This window comes from Pseudoalteromonas sp. APC 3893 (genome assembly GCF_030408095.1).
Classification (GTDB): Bacteria; Pseudomonadota; Gammaproteobacteria; order Enterobacterales; family Alteromonadaceae; genus Pseudoalteromonas.
In genome coordinates this window covers 126,246-142,780 of the sequence record NZ_JASDCD010000012.1, presented here as the reverse complement: position 1 = coordinate 142,780, position 16,535 = coordinate 126,246, and the positions used below count along the sequence as shown (strand labels likewise).

15 protein-coding genes are annotated in these 16,535 nt (G+C 37.0%); 11 read left to right on the top strand and 4 right to left on the bottom strand.

Annotation, left to right across the window (positions count from 1 at the left end):
- The 7 genes from QMA12_RS14340 to QMA12_RS14310 form a co-directional block, all read left to right on the top strand.
- On the top strand, positions 1 to 201 hold a 201-nt coding region (locus QMA12_RS14340), incomplete at its 5' end, for an ATP-binding protein (RefSeq protein WP_290209534.1).
- A gap of 725 nt (positions 202 to 926) precedes the next feature.
- Positions 927 to 1,163 carry a hypothetical protein gene (locus tag QMA12_RS14335; RefSeq protein ID WP_154902857.1) on the top strand — a complete coding sequence of 79 codons (237 nt, stop codon included), beginning with the start codon at positions 927 to 929 and terminating at the stop codon, positions 1,161 to 1,163.
- A gap of 431 nt (positions 1,164 to 1,594) precedes the next feature.
- Positions 1,595 to 2,041, top strand: coding sequence for a hypothetical protein (locus QMA12_RS14330; RefSeq protein WP_290210417.1), 447 nt, complete (start codon positions 1,595 to 1,597; stop codon positions 2,039 to 2,041).
- Positions 2,042 to 2,105: 64 nt separating this feature from the next.
- Positions 2,106 to 2,372 carry a hypothetical protein gene (locus QMA12_RS14325; RefSeq protein ID WP_273604813.1) on the top strand — a complete coding sequence of 89 codons (267 nt, stop codon included), beginning with the start codon at positions 2,106 to 2,108 and terminating at the stop codon, positions 2,370 to 2,372.
- 623 nt (positions 2,373 to 2,995) lie between these two features.
- The gene (locus tag QMA12_RS14320) at positions 2,996 to 3,232 is read left to right on the top strand and encodes a hypothetical protein (protein WP_154902857.1); all 237 of its coding nucleotides are present in this window, start codon (positions 2,996 to 2,998) and stop codon (positions 3,230 to 3,232) included.
- Between the two features lie 431 nt (positions 3,233 to 3,663).
- Complete coding sequence (locus QMA12_RS14315) at positions 3,664 to 4,110, top strand: hypothetical protein (RefSeq protein ID WP_290210417.1); 447 nt, start codon at positions 3,664 to 3,666, stop codon at positions 4,108 to 4,110.
- Between the two features lie 64 nt (positions 4,111 to 4,174).
- Positions 4,175 to 4,441 carry a hypothetical protein gene (locus tag QMA12_RS14310; protein ID WP_273604813.1) on the top strand — a complete coding sequence of 89 codons (267 nt, stop codon included), beginning with the start codon at positions 4,175 to 4,177 and terminating at the stop codon, positions 4,439 to 4,441.
- Between the two features lie 388 nt (positions 4,442 to 4,829).
- Here the strand turns inward: QMA12_RS14310 and QMA12_RS14305 are convergent, their stop codons facing one another.
- Positions 4,830 to 5,393 (bottom strand): YSC84-related protein, encoded by a 564-nt coding sequence (locus QMA12_RS14305; RefSeq protein WP_290210416.1) that lies wholly within the window; start codon positions 5,391 to 5,393, stop codon positions 4,830 to 4,832.
- A gap of 132 nt (positions 5,394 to 5,525) precedes the next feature.
- Here QMA12_RS14305 and QMA12_RS14300 point away from each other — a divergent pair, with 132 nt between their 5' ends.
- Together QMA12_RS14300 and QMA12_RS14295 are read left to right on the top strand one after the other, a co-directional pair.
- Entirely contained in the window at positions 5,526 to 6,737 is a 1,212-nt protein-coding gene (locus QMA12_RS14300; protein ID WP_087534467.1) for a tyrosine-type recombinase/integrase, read from the top strand.
- Positions 6,737 to 7,936 carry a cation:proton antiporter gene (locus QMA12_RS14295; protein ID WP_290210415.1) on the top strand — a complete coding sequence of 400 codons (1,200 nt, stop codon included), beginning with the start codon at positions 6,737 to 6,739 and terminating at the stop codon, positions 7,934 to 7,936. Before QMA12_RS14300 ends, QMA12_RS14295 begins: the two co-directional genes overlap by 1 nt.
- A 47-nt stretch (positions 7,937 to 7,983) precedes the next feature.
- Here QMA12_RS14295 and QMA12_RS14290 read toward each other — a convergent pair whose 3' ends face one another.
- Positions 7,984 to 11,028 (bottom strand): FAD-binding and (Fe-S)-binding domain-containing protein, encoded by a 3,045-nt coding sequence (locus QMA12_RS14290; protein WP_290210414.1) that lies wholly within the window; start codon positions 11,026 to 11,028, stop codon positions 7,984 to 7,986.
- Positions 11,029 to 11,178: 150 nt separating this feature from the next.
- Between QMA12_RS14290 and QMA12_RS14285 the strand changes: the two genes are divergently transcribed.
- Positions 11,179 to 11,388, top strand: coding sequence for a PGPGW domain-containing protein (locus tag QMA12_RS14285; protein WP_290210413.1), 210 nt, complete (start codon positions 11,179 to 11,181; stop codon positions 11,386 to 11,388).
- Positions 11,389 to 11,457: 69 nt separating this feature from the next.
- Here the strand turns inward: QMA12_RS14285 and ppsA are convergent, their stop codons facing one another.
- The gene (gene ppsA / locus QMA12_RS14280) at positions 11,458 to 13,833 is read right to left on the bottom strand and encodes a phosphoenolpyruvate synthase (protein ID WP_290210412.1); all 2,376 of its coding nucleotides are present in this window, start codon (positions 13,831 to 13,833) and stop codon (positions 11,458 to 11,460) included.
- Positions 13,834 to 13,988: 155 nt separating this feature from the next.
- Here ppsA and QMA12_RS14275 point away from each other — a divergent pair, with 155 nt between their 5' ends.
- Complete coding sequence (locus tag QMA12_RS14275; RefSeq protein ID WP_087534472.1) at positions 13,989 to 14,798, top strand: pyruvate, water dikinase regulatory protein; 810 nt, start codon at positions 13,989 to 13,991, stop codon at positions 14,796 to 14,798.
- Between the two features lie 74 nt (positions 14,799 to 14,872).
- On the opposite strand, the gene QMA12_RS14270 is transcribed toward QMA12_RS14275, so the two are convergent.
- Complete coding sequence (locus tag QMA12_RS14270) at positions 14,873 to 16,222, bottom strand: class II 3-deoxy-7-phosphoheptulonate synthase (RefSeq protein ID WP_087534473.1); 1,350 nt, start codon at positions 16,220 to 16,222, stop codon at positions 14,873 to 14,875.
- Positions 16,223 to 16,535: the final 313 nt, after the last annotated feature.

Below are 16,535 nucleotides of genomic sequence, written 5' to 3'. Positions count from 1 at the left end.
ATCGATGCGCGGTACGGGTATAAATCACACATAATAATAAGCCAGCTCCCGCAGGAAAACTGGCATGAGATGATAGGAGAATCAACTCATGCTGACGCCATTTTAGATAGGCTAATTCATGGTTCGATTAAGTTGAATTTAAAAGGAGAATCGATACGAAAACAGTTAAATAAATTGACTGATGATGATCAGTTAAGCTAATTTAAAAACGGCTCTACAAAATGATAAATCAAGTGATCAAAGCTGATGAGAATCGGTGATCAAAGTCATGAGAATGCGCAGTCATGGTTTTCCTTATTTAATTCAATTAGCTAAGTAAAAAAGCTAAATGTTGATTTTAACTCCCTGTACATTTTGTTATTTCAACAATTATATCTAATATCTGGCTATGTAGGTCAGATAAATACATATCTTACGTTTTATTTAACGAAGAATATGTTGCAGGTCTAGTAAAGGGGCAGGTTGAATTTAAATTAATTGAAAAATATAAGTTATAGATTATTTTTGGCTGATGGCTGATGGCTGATGGCTGATGGCTGATGGCTGATGGCTGATGGCTGATGGCTGATGGCTGATGGCTGATGGCTGATGGCTGATGGCCCATAAATTGATGAACTTTATGTTGAGAAAACGCCCCGCCAAAATATCCTAATGGCGGGGCGTTTGTGGTTTTTCGTGTGGAAAATAGCGCCAGCCCACACGAACTAGAACAAAAGCCCTTTTAAGCGTAGCGGTTCTAGCCCGTAACATAATGTCATTTATGGGGGGGTATTTTGATTGCATTTTTTATCCTGGAAAGCAACCGGCTTTCACTTTAATGATTGCAAAATGTATGTTTTATCCTGGCTTTGTTATGTTGTTTTGATTGCAAAATATGCTCTGCCGGTTTATCCTGGCTGTTCATTATGATTGCAAAGGATACTAAAATGGCTATTACATACCGCCCAAATGATGAAGTTATTAATGAACTTGAGCGCCTAAAGGGTAGGCTAAATATTAATACTTCGACTAAGTTAATTGATTTTCTGATACTCGAATATCAAAAAACACAAACTGAAATTAGTAATTTAAAGGCTGATAATTACCGATTACGTAATCAACTCGATGATAAAAATGATGCCATTGATGATTTCAAAACTGCATTTAATAGGCTCATGGATTAATTTCACATGGCGACAGCCGATAGCGAAGCGGAAACCTAACCCATCTAAATCATATCGATATTGTTTTGGCTGCACTGGCTAAAGCAATATCACTAAATTAAATCGCCCCTCTGATAAACCAATCCCATATTTGAAATAAAACCGATGTACCGAAATAGGCACAGCTGTTTAAGAGTCCACATACTTTAATAGTGGACTCTAGTCTCATTTTGACATTCTTTATATCTCATTAAATATATAAAACATGCGCAATGCATTGTTTTATATATTTATTTTTGTTTTTTAAATTGGTTTTTATTTTGCTTTAAAGTAAAGACAAAATAAATACATATTCAATACAAAATAAAGTCAACGTATATACAAATATATTGACTTACTAAATCTAAGTGTTATTTTGTATATACATTGTAAGTATTAATTGGGTAGTATCCATGTCTGAAAAAACAACTTTGTGTAATTTTAGGGTTAACTCAAAGCTTAAAAACGATTTTTCTGAGCTGTGTAAAGCGAGTCATTCAAACATCAGTAATGAACTCCGGGGCTTTATCAATCGATCTGTTCTATCTGGTAGGCTTAATTATGATTCACCTTCATTATCGTCTTACGGTAAATCGGCAAATCATTCACAAAAATCTAGAGCAGTTTCTGCCTTGAGTAATATAACCCAACTCAATAAGTATCGAGGGCAAAATGAACAACCATCGGTTGAGCCTGATACTACAAATGATTTCTATCAAGAGGATTTTGAACTGGATTCTAGTTGCAATTTTAAGCTAGATTCAGAGTTAAAAGAGGGCTTTTTGATGCTTTTTCCTAACACTAAATTAAGTGCTGAGTTAAAGCGATTCATGAGTCATATTGTACGTAGTAGTAAGTAAGATTGCCCATACAGGTGCTGGAACACCTGCATAGGCTAAACACATTAAAACTTGAGGATTTAACATGTCTAATAACAATACCATTTTACCAAATACAAGCAACATAGCGCCAGCTCACGAGGACGCTATCCATAAATTAATTTCATGCGAAAATATTAAGAATTTGGCCGCTTCACACTCCGAATTGTGTAATGGCATTTATGCCGTCCTAAATGGTGGTTCTGACTTCACTGAAATAGAGCCTTTATTCCATCGCTTGATAGACCAATCATCAGAAATTGAATCGCTAATTAACGTTAAATTATCGCTTGAATCAGAACATGTAAATTAATATGGGAGGGGCCCGCGACGCGGGAGGGCCTTGTATTAATTACGTGTTTTACTATGAACCGGTATCAATATTATTTCCTGTTCATATCTGTCAAATTTGATAATAAAGTAATCCGCCAAGCGAAGCCTGAGCGTAGCGGGTTACTTTTTTAGCAGTTATTAAATTCCTTCCTAAAAAGCTTTATTCTGCCATTTTATAAATTAGCCCTTAACAGACAGCCAGAAAGGCGAGCTCCGAGCCTCTGACTGCCTGTAAGGGCTTTTAAATAAACATTTAATATCTACTACCACTAACAACCCATAAATTGATGAACTTTATGTTGAGAAAACGCCCCGCCAAAATATCCTAATGGCGGGGCGTTTGTGGTTTTTCGTGTGGAAAATAGCGCCAGCCCACACGAACTAGAACAAAAGCCCTTTTAAGCGTAGCGGTTCTAGCCCGTAACATAATGTCATTTATGGGGGGGTATTTTGATTGCATTTTTTATCCTGGAAAGCAACCGGCTTTCACTTTAATGATTGCAAAATGTATGTTTTATCCTGGCTTTGTTATGTTGTTTTGATTGCAAAATATGCTCTGCCGGTTTATCCTGGCTGTTCATTATGATTGCAAAGGATACTAAAATGGCTATTACATACCGCCCAAATGATGAAGTTATTAATGAACTTGAGCGCCTAAAGGGTAGGCTAAATATTAATACTTCGACTAAGTTAATTGATTTTCTGATACTCGAATATCAAAAAACACAAACTGAAATTAGTAATTTAAAGGCTGATAATTACCGATTACGTAATCAACTCGATGATAAAAATGATGCCATTGATGATTTCAAAACTGCATTTAATAGGCTCATGGATTAATTTCACATGGCGACAGCCGATAGCGAAGCGGAAACCTAACCCATCTAAATCATATCGATATTGTTTTGGCTGCACTGGCTAAAGCAATATCACTAAATTAAATCGCCCCTCTGATAAACCAATCCCATATTTGAAATAAAACCGATGTACCGAAATAGGCACAGCTGTTTAAGAGTCCACATACTTTAATAGTGGACTCTAGTCTCATTTTGACATTCTTTATATCTCATTAAATATATAAAACATGCGCAATGCATTGTTTTATATATTTATTTTTGTTTTTTAAATTGGTTTTTATTTTGCTTTAAAGTAAAGACAAAATAAATACATATTCAATACAAAATAAAGTCAACGTATATACAAATATATTGACTTACTAAATCTAAGTGTTATTTTGTATATACATTGTAAGTATTAATTGGGTAGTATCCATGTCTGAAAAAACAACTTTGTGTAATTTTAGGGTTAACTCAAAGCTTAAAAACGATTTTTCTGAGCTGTGTAAAGCGAGTCATTCAAACATCAGTAATGAACTCCGGGGCTTTATCAATCGATCTGTTCTATCTGGTAGGCTTAATTATGATTCACCTTCATTATCGTCTTACGGTAAATCGGCAAATCATTCACAAAAATCTAGAGCAGTTTCTGCCTTGAGTAATATAACCCAACTCAATAAGTATCGAGGGCAAAATGAACAACCATCGGTTGAGCCTGATACTACAAATGATTTCTATCAAGAGGATTTTGAACTGGATTCTAGTTGCAATTTTAAGCTAGATTCAGAGTTAAAAGAGGGCTTTTTGATGCTTTTTCCTAACACTAAATTAAGTGCTGAGTTAAAGCGATTCATGAGTCATATTGTACGTAGTAGTAAGTAAGATTGCCCATACAGGTGCTGGAACACCTGCATAGGCTAAACACATTAAAACTTGAGGATTTAACATGTCTAATAACAATACCATTTTACCAAATACAAGCAACATAGCGCCAGCTCACGAGGACGCTATCCATAAATTAATTTCATGCGAAAATATTAAGAATTTGGCCGCTTCACACTCCGAATTGTGTAATGGCATTTATGCCGTCCTAAATGGTGGTTCTGACTTCACTGAAATAGAGCCTTTATTCCATCGCTTGATAGACCAATCATCAGAAATTGAATCGCTAATTAACGTTAAATTATCGCTTGAATCAGAACATGTAAATTAATATGGGAGGGGCCCGCGACGCGGGAGGGCCTTGTATTAATTACGTGTTTTACTATGAACCGGTATCAATATTATTTCCTGTTCATATCTGTCAAATTTGATAATAAAGTAATCCGCCAAGCGAAGCCTGAGCGTAGCGGGTTACTTTTTTAGCAGTTATTAAATTCCTTCCTAAAAAGCTTTATTCTGCCATTTTATAAATTAGCCCTTAACAGACAGCCAGAAAGGCGAGCTCCGAGCCTCTGACTGCCTGTAAGGGCTTTTAAATAAACATTTAATATCTACTACCACTAACAACCCATAAATTACGTTATGTTAAATTACGTTAAGTAAATTAAAGTGGGCGTAATCCATACAAACTAGCCCACTTTTAGAAGGGTTTTAAATGTTTAGTTTAGCTCAGAATCTACCCAAAACTTAGTGCCTTTTAATACAGCTTGTAATGCCAGGCCATTTTCGGTTAATGAATAAACAGTTACTTGATCTGCAATGGCTTCTGCCACTATAGCTCCACCTTGATCTTGGTATTTCGCTGCTGCATCGGCATTTCCACCAAAGGCCCAACCATGTTCAACAAAACGGTTTAGTGCAGCTTGATCATGAAAAACCATAACTACATTAAAATCTTTTACACCTAAACCAAGCCCTAAACCGGCTTCACCCATATTCATATAGGTTGATTTACCTGTTAAGTTATTTTTTACTACACCATAACCACCACCAAAGCTGGCAAGCACAACATTTACATTCGCGTTATCGAATACAGCATAACCTGCAGAACCAGCTATTTGCTGTTTTACATCGGGCTTTTCTGTATATAATTTAGCTAACGTATCAGCACGCATATTTTGTACTAAAGTGCGTTTTTCACTTGGTGAAGCGCTACCTGTTGTAGCACACCCAGATAATACTAAAATTAGAGCAGCTAAACTTAAAACAATAAACTTTTTCATATGCTTTCCTTAAATACCGACAACAGCAAAGAGATAATTAATAATTTAGAACTGCTTAATGTCCAATACTAGACAGTATCGGACTTTAAGATTAAACTGTAACTAATTTATTTTAATAGAAATTAGCTCAATATGCTTGTTGCTTTGGTCGATACATTAAAACAATTACGGTATCAAATTGCTCATCTCGAAGATGATACTTTGCAATCTGAATACCCAGAACTTGCCACCTTTATACAGCAAGTTGGCTTGACTGTCGCTGAATCAAAAGTTGAGTTGGTATTTTTATACCAATTTTTATATGTATATGGCCGTAAATCCGAAGCAACCTATAACCGATTTAGAAATGAACTTGAACGGTTTTATTTATGGTCTTGGCTAATCGCTGAAAAATCAGTTTTCGAATTAAGACGTGAAGATATTGAAAGCTATGTAGATTTTATGGTTGAGCCAGATCCTGCTTGGTCAACTACTTCAGTGCAATGGCGCTATAAAGACGAGCAAGGAATACGCAGGTTAAACGAAAACTGGCGCCCTTTTATGCGTAAAGAATCCATTGCTAGCCAACAAACCTTAGCTGCAATGTTCACCGCCCTGAATGTATTTTATAAATTTGCAATTTTAGAAGAAAAGACATTTGCTAACTTTGTTCCTGTAGTTAAAAAAAATAGCCCTTACTTAGTTGTGCAATCGCAAATTAAAATACCAGATACGCTAAGTGACATTCAATGGGAGTATGTATTCGGTGTTACGCGCGACAAATGTGAACAGCAACCAGACTTTGAAAGAAATCTTTTTACTTTAGCCTGCTTAAAAGGATTATATTTACGGATTTCAGAATTATCAGAGCGTCCACAATGGTCACCTGTAATGTCACACTTTTGGCAAGATAACGATGGCTTCTGGTTTTTACGAATAATGGGTAAAGGTAATAAATTAAGAGACGTTACACTTAGTGAAGATTTTATTGAATATTTAAAGCGCTATCGACTTTATCGTGGTTTAACTGCCCTTCCCCGCGTTGATGAGTCAGATCCATTGGTGCATAAAATTCGTGGTCAAGGTGGGATGACTGTTAGGCAAATACGTCGGTTAGTTCAACAAAGTTTTGATTTAGCAAAGCAATCTTTATTAGAAGATGGTTTTACTGATGATGCAGAACAATTAGAGTCGGCTACTGCTCACTGGCTACGCCATACTGGTGCTACTCATGATGCTCAAACTCGGCCTTTAAAACATTTATCTGAAGATTTAGGTCATGCAAAAATAGCGACGACTGATCAAATTTATATTCAAACAAATATAAAAGAACGTGCGAAATCTGGTATTAAAAGGAAAATTTGATGGAATACTTTGTATTGGCAAGTGTCGGCTTGGCTTTTTTAGCCTATTCGATTTCTATTAGACAGCTTGAAATTGTCGAAGTAACTGGCCCTATGTTTTTTGTTTTAGTTGGAATGCTGATTGCGTTTTTTATACCTGAAGCTCCAAACGAATCAAAATACTTGAGTGCTGATCTGGATAAGTTATTACCTTTAATAGAATTAACTTTGAGCATTTTTTTATTTACTGATGCAGCAAAAACTAAACTTTCTGTTTTAAAACATAGCTTTCAATACCCTAGCCTATTATTGTTTTTAGCCTTACCTCTGACTTTATTTTCAGGGATTACGGTTGCGAGCTTTATGTTTACAGAGTTAACTTTAGTGCAAGCTGCGTTAGTTGCGATTATTTTAACACCAACAGATGCAGCATTAAGTAAGGGTTTATTAAATAGTAAACAAGTGCCAGAAAAAATACGTGAAGGAATTAATACTGAAAGCGGTTTAAATGATGGTTTGTGTGTTCCTGTATTTTTACTTTTAATGCTATTAGCACAAGAACCTGAAAAATCATTTTCAATTTTATCAGTTGCAGAGATATTTGTTCGGGAACTTGGCCTTGCACTATTTATTGCATTCACAGCCATGGCTGTGTTTATTCCTCTAATTAAGTTTGCCATGCAACGACATTATTTTTCGAATAACACCAGCCCTTTTTTGGTTATTGGTATGGCGATGGCAATTTTTTCTATTGCCCAAAGTGTTCATAGTAGTGGCTTTATAGCTGTATTTGTAGCAGGATTAATTTTTGATAGATTTACAGAGCAAGACTTAAGAGAAAAGCTTGTTGAAGACAGTGAACACATTGCCGATTTTACTGGATTACTAATTTGGTGTTTGTTTGGTTTTGTTTGTAGTTATTTAGTTTTCCCAAAACTGAATTGGCAGATAGCTTTGTTTGCAATATTAAGTGTTACTGCTTTGCGCATTATACCTGTGATGCTTAGTTTGCAATTTACAAATTTAAAAATTAAAGATCGTTTTACCTTCGCTTGGTTTGGCCCGAGAGGTTTAGCATCAATCGTATTTACTATGATGATAATTGACACGCAAATTGAAAATAAATTACAGGTTGCGACTATCGCGATGACAACAATTTTATTTAGTGTATTTATTCATGGCATGAGTACCAAGCCAATTGCTGACAGTTATAAAAAATAAATTTAATTTAAAAGCGGTAAGTAAAGTATTACCGCTTTTAAAATTACTTATAGTATTTGAGCGAGTAACTCAATGGGATGTTTTGGTTTAAACTTTTCATAACGCTTAACCTGGCTACGACACGAAAAACCGGTTGCAAGTAATTGTTCAGGTTTGTTCTTTTTGATAACAGTTTGCCAACTCATTTCATAAAGTGCCCGTGAGTTACTTTGGTTTTGTGCTTCGTGGCCATAGGTTCCTGCCATGCCACAACATCCTGTTGTAGTTGTATTTAATGACAAACGTAAATCAGAAAATATATTTTGCCAAACATTAGCTGCTTTTGGTATGGCTGTTGTTTCTGTGCAGTGGCTTAATAAAGTAAACTGTGTGTCGTTTGTGATTTTATTTGCCAATGGTTTGAATGACTGAGTTGCTAACCATTCATGAGCAAGTAAAACTTCAAAGTCACCACGTAGTTCACCTAATATAGAATTATATTCATCGCGATAGCACATAACTAAAGATGCATCTAAACCAACAAGTGGAGCGTTAATTTCAGATAATGAATTTAAAAATTGCGCAGCATTTTTTGCAGTGCGTTTAAATTCATTTAAAAAACCTTTAACGTGCTGTGGTTTACCATTTGGTTTAAACGGTAATAAAATTGGTTTTTTGCCAAGCGCTATGATCACCTTAATAAAGCTCTCTACTAATTCTGCTTCATAAAAACTGGTAAATGGATCTTGAACAATTAATACATATTCATTTTGTTCTGCACTAGAAAGTGCTGATAGTTTTTCAAAATTAAAATTATGCGCTTTACCTATACGTTTTGTTAAACGTGGCGAGCTTAGTGTTGGAGTATCTACATAGCCAACCGTTTTTTTTATTAAAGACGAAACCAATTTTGTATTTACAATTGGGTTTATAACTTTTGAAAATGATGCCATCACCGGAGCACTGTTTTCAATGTTGGCTACAAGGTAATCTTTAAGTGGCCTTGCATAATAACTATGATAATAATTTAAAAACCGTGATCTAAATGTTGGCACATCAACTTTTATTGGGCACGCGGTAGTACATGCTTTACAAGCTAAACACTCATCCATTGATTCTTTTACTTCGTGAGAAAAATCATAAACGCCTTTATTTTTATTGCGGTTATGTTGATAGCGTTCCCACCAAGTGATCACTTCACCTTCATTAAGTTGCTTTTCTACTTCGAGTAAATCAATGTCTTTAGATTCTTGTAAACGTAACCACTCGCGCATTAAACTTGCACGCCCTTTAGGCGAATTGCGACGGTCTCCAGTTACTTTGTACGATGGGCACATCGGTGATTTTTCATCGTAATTAAAGCAAATGCCATTACCGTTGCAGGTCATAGCATTGTTAAAACTGGTTTTTACATCAACCGATATTTGCTTATCGAACCACGAACGCTTTTGTCCATCAACACTGACAAGTGAGTCTTCACTTTCAATAGGAGTACATATTTTACCGGGGTTTATCCGATTATGCGGATCAAAAGCAGCTTTTATGATGCGTAATTGTTTAAACAGGTGATCACCAAAAAATTCAGGACCATATTCACTGCGGTAGCCTTTGCCGTGCTCGCCCCACATTAGCCCGCCATATTTTGCAGTGAGTTTTACTACATCATCAGATATTACACGTAATAACTGTTCTTGTTTTGGGTCACACATATCTAGCGCTGGACGTACATGCAATACCCCCGCGTCCACATGGCCAAACATACCATATTGTAAGTTATGGCTATCGAGCAACGCTCTAAATTCGACGATAAAATCAGCTAAATTTTCAGGTGGGACAGCAGTATCTTCTGCAAAGGCCAATGGTTTTTGTGAGCCTTTAACATTGCCAAGTAAGCCGACTGATTTTTTTCGCATACCGTAAATTTTTAGAATGTCGGTCTTATCACTGGTTAGTTGATATCCAATAACACCATTAGTTTGATTTTTGACACATTCATCTAGTAAACGGCACAAGGTGTCTACTTTATCTTTGATATCTTTAGGCGAGACTGCATTAAACTCAACCATGTTGAGCCCTTGCATATCTTTATTTTCAACATCTGTTATTAAGTCCGATACTGAATGCCATACAATATCTTGTCGTGCTAAGTTCAGAACTTTACTATCGACCGTTTCTACTGATGTGGCACGGGCTTCGACTAAAAAAGGAGAATGGCGTAGCGCAGAATCAAAACTATCATATTTAATATTTATTAGGGTTTTGAATTCGGCGATCGATGTGATGTTAAGTTTTGCTTCAGTAACAATACCGAGTGACCCTTCAGAACCGGTGATCAAACGACTCATATCAAAAGTTTGTAAGTCATCACTTAGCACATGCTCTAGGTCATACCCGGTTAAAAACCTATTTAAACGAGGAAATTTTTGTAATATAGAATCACGGTTATCCAAACAAACATTTAATACAGTGGCGTATAAATTACCAATGACGGTGTCTTGCTCAGCAATTAATTTTGCTTTATCAATGGCGATTGGGTTTGTAGTCATTTGTGTGCCATCGACCAAAAAGGTGGTTAAGCCTAAAACATGGTCACTTGTTTTACCATAAACGAGAGAACCTTGGCCTGACGCGTCAGTATTAACCATGCCACCTATTGTTGCGCGATTACTGGTCGATAAATCTGGGGCAAAGAAAAAACCATATGGGCGTAAAAAGTCATTAAGTTGATCTTTTATTACACCGGTTTGCACACGAACCCAGCCTTCATCTGTATTTATTTCTAAAATCTCACGCATGTAACGAGATAAATCAACAACAATGCCAGGCGTTAAAGATTGGCCATTAGTTCCTGTTCCTCCACCGCGTGGGCCGAAGGTTAATGACAGGAATGGATCTTGTGCAGCAGTTTGGAGGGCTATTTGAATATCTTTTTCAGATTTAGGAAAAATCACCCCCTGTGGAATTTGCTGATAGATACTGTTGTCGGTTGATGCAGTAAGGCGTGTACCATAAGTTGCATCCGTATCTCCGGAAAATCCCTTGTTAGTGATTGTTTCTAAATAACTTACTACTAATTCGCTGGCGCTATCTTGTTGACTTATTGTTGCTATCATGACGGTGATAAATTAAGACATTTGTTACATTATACCATGCAAATAGCGATAGAAAATTGATGTTTTTACAGTTTGTAACACTCTTTTTATCGTATTTAGCCGTGTATTAATTATACTCAATTTAGTGAATTGAATGACGAGTTATAAAATATGAAAAAATGTTTGTTAATTTTACTTGGTAGCTTTTTCATGCTGCTAGGATTGTTTTTTGCGGTTGTGCCTGGTCCATCATTAATACTTTTTATTGCGGGCTTAATGTGTTTTTCGTTTTACTACCCTAAAGCACGGCATTACCTAAGTTTATGCCAGAAAGCGTTAACAAAATCATGCGCATTTTTAGACAAAAAATTAGCTCGCTAATTTAATAAAAATAATTGAGTAAACAAAAATGCCAGCAATATAGCTGGCATTTTTTATCAATATAATGGATTAACTTGCTAGTTTTTTAGCAAGGTATAACCATGTTTCAAGCACTGTATCTGGGTTAAGAGAAACAGAATCTATACCCTGCTCTACTAACCATGCAGCAAAGTCTTCATGGTCAGATGGGCCTTGGCCACAAATACCCACGTATTTACCTTTTGCTTTGGCAGTTTGAATAGCCATAGATAAAAGCTTTTTAATAGCTGGATTACGCTCATCGAAAAGGTGTGCTATTAAGCCTGAATCTCGGTCTAGTCCAAGCGTTAACTGGGTTAAATCGTTAGAACCGATAGAAAAACCATCAAAGTGTTCTAAAAATTCTTCAGCTAAAAGTGCATTAGAAGGAAGTTCACACATCATGATTACTTTTAAGCCATTTTCGCCACGTTTAAGGCCATGCTCTTCAAGTAATTCAATTACACGTTTACCTTCTTCAAGAGTACGTACGAATGGGATCATGATTTCTATGTTTGTCATGTCCATTTGATTGCGAACACGTTTTATTGCTTCACATTCAAGAGCAAAACAGTCGCGGAAATCTTCCGAGATATAACGCGCAGCACCACGAAAACCAATCATTGGGTTTTCTTCTTCTGGCTCGTATTGTTGTCCGCCAACTAAGTTTGCGTATTCGTTTGATTTAAAATCAGACATTCGAACAATTACACGCTCTGGTGCAAAAGCACAACCTAGTGTTGAAATACCTTCAACAAGTTTAGAAATATAAAACTCTACTGGCGAATCATAGCCGGCAATCATGTCGGTAATTTCTTCTTTTAATGCATCAGTTTGAGCATCAAAATTAAGCAGTGCCTTAGGGTGAACGCCAATCATACGATTAATGATAAACTCAACACGGGCTAAACCAACACCAGCGTGCGGTAAGCGTGCAAAGTCAAATGCGCGATCTGGGTTACCAACATTCATCATAATTTTCATTGGTAATTCTGGCATTTTATCTACACGTGAAGTGAGGACTTCAAAATCTAAAATACCTTCGTAGATGAAACCGGTATCACCTTCAGCACAAGAAACAGTAACTTCTTGCCCAGCTGTGATTAGGTCGGTAGCATTACCACACCCCACTACTGCTGGAATACCAAGTTCACGTGCAATAATTGCAGCATGACATGTACGACCACCACGATTTGTAACAATCGCTGCAGCACGCTTCATGATTGGTTCCCAATCTGGATCTGTCATATCAGTGACTAAGATATCGCCTACTTGTACCTGATCCATTTCATCGATTGAATTCAATACACGAACGGTTCCTGAACCAATCTTATGGCCTATGGCGCGCCCTTCAACAACAACATTGCTGCTGCCGTTTAATTGGAAGCGCTCCATTACGTTTGTGTCTTCGTTTGAACGAACTGTTTCTGGACGCGCTTGAACGATATATAGTTTACCGTCGTTACCGTCTTTGGCCCACTCGATATCCATCGCGCGGCCGTAATGTTTTTCAATGATCACAGCTTGCTTAGCAAGTTCTTCTACTTCAGCATCTGTTATTGAGAATTTGTTAGAAAGTGCGTTATCAACATCTACAATTTCAACTTGCTTGCCATGAGCTTCATCATCTGAATAAATCATTTGAATAGCTTTAGAACCGATATTACGGCGTACAACTGAAGGCTTACCTTTAGCAAGAGTTGGTTTGTGTACATAAAATTCGTCAGGGTTAACTGCACCCTGTACAACCATTTCACCTAAACCATAGCTTGATGTTACAAAAACAACATCTTCAAAACCAGATTCAGTATCAATACTGAACATTACACCTGATGCTGATTTATCTGAACGAACCATGCGCTGGATACCCGCAGATAAAGCAACGCCACGATGATCATATCCTTGGTGTACACGGTATGAAATTGCACGATCATTAAATAAAGAAGCGAATACATGTTTAATGGCGACCATTACGGAGTCTATACCACGAACATTTAAGAAGGTTTCTTGCTGACCTGCAAATGATGCATCAGGCATATCTTCGGCAGTTGCAGATGAACGAACTGCGAATGAAACATCAGCTGCTGTATCGCCGTGGAGTTGGCTATAAGCTTCGCGGATTGCTTGGTCTAAATTAGGTTGGAATGGTGTGTCGATAATCCATTGGCGGATATCTGCACCTACTTTAGCTAGGGTGTTTACATCATCAACATCAAGTGTGTCTAAGATGTCATGGATTTTTGCATTGAGTCCTGATTGTTCTAAAAACTCATTAAAAGCGTCAGCAGTTGTTGCAAAACCACCAGGGACTTGCACACCAGCGTTAGCTAGGTTTGAAATCATTTCACCGAGTGAGGCATTTTTACCACCAACACGTGGAACATCTTGCATACCAAGCTCTTGATACCAGAGAACGTATTCTTGCACGGGATCTTTCTCCAAAAAAACAAATTGTAGTATTAACTGTGAGAGTTAAGAAAGAAAACCTTCTAAAAAGGTCACCTTCATTCTACACTGGCAACAGTCCTTACGTAAACCGTATAGGGGCTCAATTTACTACAATAGGTAATAAAAAGGTTAATATGAGAACTGCATTTTATATTTCTGATGGCACAGCCATTACTTCAGAGGTATTTGGCCATGCGACACTGTCGCTATTTCCGGTCGAATTTAATCATAAAACAATCCCGTTCGTAGAAACAGAACAAAAAGCGAACGAAGTTAGACAGTTAATAGATAAAACAGCTCAACGAGATGGCGAGCAGCCTTTTGTGTTTTATACTTTTGTAAATCATGAATTGAGTGAAATTATTAGTTCTTCGTGCGCTGTTTGTTATGATTTTTTATCAACTTACAGTGATAAAATAGGTAAAGAGTTAAATGTTGCGCCAGTCCCAAAAGTCCACCGAACACATTCAATGCATGAAAAAAGCTATGATTTCAGGATTGATGCAGTCAATTATGCATTAACAAATGATGATGGTGCCAATATAAAAAATTATGCTGAGGCAGATATTATATTAGTTGGTGTTAGTCGAAGTGGTAAAACGCCGACTAGTTTATATCTTGCGTTGCAATTCGGTATTAAAGCAGCAAATTACCCTTTAACTGAAGACGATTTAGAAACAGGCAAATTACCCGAATGTTTAACCGCTTATAAGCATAAACTATTTGGTTTAACAATTGACCCTGTTCGACTCGCCGATATAAGACAAAGGCGAATGGCTAATTCGAAATACGCTTCGTTAAAACAATGTAGAATTGAAGTACGTGAAGTTGAGATGCTGTATAAAAAACATAAACTGGCTTATTTAAACTCTACCCACCACTCTGTTGAAGAAATTTCAGCTAAGATTATATCTGATACGAACCTTGAGCGACGTAAGTACTAACTTATTTAATTTCAAGTACAGATATCGGACATAAAAAAAGCCACTTCAAAGTGGCTTTTTACTTTTGAAAAATATTATTTACGTGCGTCTTTTAGTAAGTCAGCTACTAAAAAGCCAAGCTCTAAAACTTGATCTGCGTTCAAACGTGGGTCACATTGAGTACGATAGCGTTGTGCTAAGTCATCATCAGATAGACCATAAGCACCACCGGTACATTCAGTTACGTGTTGACCTGTCATCTCTAGGTGAACACCGCCTGCATATGAACCTTCAGCTTTATGAACAGCAAAGAACTGACTGATCTCACGCAGGATATTATCAAAACTACGGGTTTTATAACCAGATGTCGCTTTTTCAGTATTGCCGTGCATTGGATCTGAGCTCCAAATTACTTTGCGACCTTCCTGTTGTACTTTACGTACAAGCGCTGGTAGTTTTTCTGGCAGTACGTCTGCACCCATACGCGTTATAAGTGTAAGGCGACCTGGAATATTATCTGGGTTTACTGCATCAATTAAACGGATAAGTTCATCTGGGTCCATACCTGGGCCAACTTTGACGCCAATTGGGTTTTTAATCCCTTTGAAGAACTCAATATGTGCGTGGTCAAGCTGACGAGTACGTTCACCAATCCAAACAAAGTGAGCAGAACAATCATACCAGTCACCTGATAGATGATCACGACGTGTAAGTGCTTCTTCATAACCTAGCAATAATGCTTCATGAGACGTATATAAGTCTGTTTCTTTTAAGCTTGGGGCGATTGATGAGTTAATACCACATACTTCCATGAACTCTAATGCATCTTGTATTTTATCAGCAAGCTGTTGGTATTTAGCTTTTAATGGATTTGCTGCAACAAAGCCCATGTTCCAACGGTTAACTTGATGTAGATCAGCTAGGCCACCTTGAGCAAACGCACGAAGTAAGTTAAGGGTTGCTGCACTGTGATGATAAGCCGTCATTAGACGTTGAGGATCTGGAATACGTGCTTGTTCAGTAAACTCGAAGTTATTAATGATATCACCACGGTACGATGGTAATGATATGCCATTAATTGTTTCCATATCGGCTGAACGCGGCTTCGCGTATTGACCCGCCATACGCGCAATTTTAACTACCGGACATTTCCCACCATACGTGAGAACAACTGCCATCTGTAAAATTGTTTTAAATGTGTCACGAATATTGGCTGCATTAAAATCACTAAAAGATTCTGCGCAATCACCACCTTGAAGTAAAAAGGCACGACCTTCACACACATCTTCTAGTTGTTTAAAAAGGCTACGTGTTTCTTCAGCAAATACTAAAGGTGGTGCACTTTTTAACTGCCCTTCAACTGTTTTAAGGGCTTCTTGATCTGGGTACTGTGGCTGCTGAAGTATAGGGAGTTCTCTCCAGCTATTTGGGTTCCACGACTGCATAAAATTTCCTCATTCCTACTATTACCTGATAAACAGAAATTAACGTATGCAGCCCCCCTGTTCAAGGACTATATTCGCGTATTATCAATTATTTAGTTATGAGATAAATTAAAAGGTAGTTTTAAACTCTTCTTAAATCGTCAATCGGGTTTAATTAGTGATTTTGATTAAGTTAAGGCTATGATATTAAACCCTTAAATTTATACTTGTAGTGCACATATGTTTCTACGGAGATGAGTTTTATTTTAACGCCCATAAAGAACACATCATACTTATACCGTGGTTGAGTGTAACCTTAACTGTACAGTTGGAT

Bases quoted from the DNA above. Each gene is read 5' to 3' on its own strand.
- QMA12_RS14285 (WP_290210413.1), top strand. From the start codon at position 11,179: ATGAAAAAATGTTTGTTAATTTTACTTGGTAGCTTTTTCATGCTGCTA.
- QMA12_RS14300 (WP_087534467.1), top strand. From the start codon at position 5,526: ATGCTTGTTGCTTTGGTCGATACATTAAAACAATTACGGTATCAAATT.
- QMA12_RS14330 (WP_290210417.1), top strand. From the start codon at position 1,595: ATGTCTGAAAAAACAACTTTGTGTAATTTTAGGGTTAACTCAAAGCTT.
- QMA12_RS14295 (WP_290210415.1), top strand. From the start codon at position 6,737: ATGGAATACTTTGTATTGGCAAGTGTCGGCTTGGCTTTTTTAGCCTAT.
- QMA12_RS14320 (WP_154902857.1), top strand. From the start codon at position 2,996: ATGGCTATTACATACCGCCCAAATGATGAAGTTATTAATGAACTTGAG.
- QMA12_RS14310 (WP_273604813.1), top strand. From the start codon at position 4,175: ATGTCTAATAACAATACCATTTTACCAAATACAAGCAACATAGCGCCA.
- QMA12_RS14325 (WP_273604813.1), top strand. From the start codon at position 2,106: ATGTCTAATAACAATACCATTTTACCAAATACAAGCAACATAGCGCCA.
- QMA12_RS14305 (WP_290210416.1), bottom strand. From the start codon at position 5,393: ATGAAAAAGTTTATTGTTTTAAGTTTAGCTGCTCTAATTTTAGTATTA.
- QMA12_RS14315 (WP_290210417.1), top strand. From the start codon at position 3,664: ATGTCTGAAAAAACAACTTTGTGTAATTTTAGGGTTAACTCAAAGCTT.
- QMA12_RS14335 (WP_154902857.1), top strand. From the start codon at position 927: ATGGCTATTACATACCGCCCAAATGATGAAGTTATTAATGAACTTGAG.
- QMA12_RS14275 (WP_087534472.1), top strand. From the start codon at position 13,989: ATGAGAACTGCATTTTATATTTCTGATGGCACAGCCATTACTTCAGAG.
- QMA12_RS14270 (WP_087534473.1), bottom strand. From the start codon at position 16,222: ATGCAGTCGTGGAACCCAAATAGCTGGAGAGAACTCCCTATACTTCAG.
- QMA12_RS14290 (WP_290210414.1), bottom strand. From the start codon at position 11,028: ATGATAGCAACAATAAGTCAACAAGATAGCGCCAGCGAATTAGTAGTA.